1 rRNA gene (running past one end of the window) is annotated in these 1,786 nt (G+C 57.1%); it reads right to left on the bottom strand.

The features are described 5' to 3' along the window. Positions 1 to 1,728: ribosomal RNA gene (locus ACIBCU_RS38265) — 23S ribosomal RNA — on the bottom strand (it extends 1,497 nt beyond the left edge of the window). Between the last annotated feature and the right edge of the window lie 58 nt (positions 1,729 to 1,786).

Raw genomic sequence — 1,786 nt, 5'->3', positions numbered from 1 at the left:
TGTGTGACGGATTTACCTACCACACGGCCTACACCCTTACCCCGGGAACTACCATCGCCCGGGTTGGACTACCTTCCTGCGTCACCCCATCGCTTACCTAATACAAGTCTGGTTCGTCGGCTCCACCACTACCCTCAACTCCGAAGAGATCGGGCCGGCTTCACGGACTTAGCATCGCCTGATTCAGTATTGGGCGTTTCAAAGCGGGTACCGGAATATCAACCGGTTGTCCATCGACTACGCCTGTCGGCCTCGCCTTAGGTCCCGACTTACCCTGGGCAGATCAGCTTGACCCAGGAACCCTTAGTCAATCGGCGCACACGTTTCTCACGTGTGTATCGCTACTCATGCCTGCATTCTCACTCGTGAACCGTCCACAACTCGCTTCCGCGGCTGCTTCACCCGGCACACGACGCTCCCCTACCCATCCCAGCCCCCGTTGGGGGTATGTGCTGGAATGACACGACTTCGGCGGTACGCTTGAGCCCCGCTACATTGTCGGCGCGGAATCACTTGACCAGTGAGCTATTACGCACTCTTTCAAGGGTGGCTGCTTCTAAGCCAACCTCCTGGTTGTCTCTGCGACTCCACATCCTTTCCCACTTAGCGTACGCTTAGGGGCCTTAGTCGATGCTCTGGGCTGTTTCCCTCTCGACCATGGAGCTTATCCCCCACAGTCTCACTGCCGTGCTCTCACTTACCGGCATTCGGAGTTTGGCTAAGGTCAGTAACCCGGTAGGGCCCATCGCCTATCCAGTGCTCTACCTCCGGCAAGAAACACACGACGCTGCACCTAAATGCATTTCGGGGAGAACCAGCTATCACGGAGTTTGATTGGCCTTTCACCCCTAACCACAGGTCATCCCCCAGGTTTTCAACCCTGGTGGGTTCGGTCCTCCACGAAGTCTTACCTCCGCTTCAACCTGCCCATGGCTAGATCACTCCGCTTCGGGTCTAGAGCGTGCAACTCAATCGCCCTGTTCGGACTCGCTTTCGCTACGGCTTCCCCACACGGGTTAACCTCGCTACACACCGCTAACTCGCAGGCTCATTCTTCAAAAGGCACGCAGTCACGACTGCATGTGCAAGCACATACAGCGACGCTCCCACGGCTTGTAGGCACACGGTTTCAGGTACTATTTCACTCCGCTCCCGCGGTACTTTTCACCATTCCCTCACGGTACTATCCGCTATCGGTCACCAGGGAATATTTAGGCTTAGCGGGTGGTCCCGCCAGATTCACACGGGATTTCTCGGGCCCCGTGCTACTTGGGTGTCTCTCAAACGAGCCGTTGATGTTTCAGCTACGGGGGTCTTACCCTCTACGCCGGACCTTTCGCATGTCCTTCGCCTACATCAACGGTTTCTGACTCGCCTCACAGCCGGCAGACTGTGAAAAAGAGATCCCACAACCCCGTATGCGCAACCCCTGCCGGGTATCACACGCATACGGTTTGGCCTGATCCAGTTTCGCTCGCCACTACTCCCGGAATCACGGTTGTTTTCTCTTCCTGAGGGTACTGAGATGTTTCACTTCCCCTCGTTCCCTCCACACTGCCTATGTGTTCAGCAGCGGGTGACAGCCCATGACGGCTGCCGGGTTTCCCCATTCGGAAACCCCCGGATCAAAGCTTGGTTGACAGCTCCCCGGGGACTATCGTGGCCTCCCACGTCCTTCATCGGTTCCTGGTGCCAAGGCATCCACCGTGCGCCCTTAAAAACTTGGCCACAGATGCTCGCGTCCACTGTGCAGTTCTCAAACAACGACCAGCCACCCATCACCCCG

This window comes from Streptomyces sp. NPDC051064, from assembly GCF_044455985.1.
In the GTDB taxonomy this organism is placed as follows: Bacteria; Actinomycetota; Actinomycetes; order Streptomycetales; family Streptomycetaceae; genus Streptomyces.
Note: the sequence above shows the minus strand (reverse complement) of the source record. Positions and strands in the feature narration are given on the sequence as shown.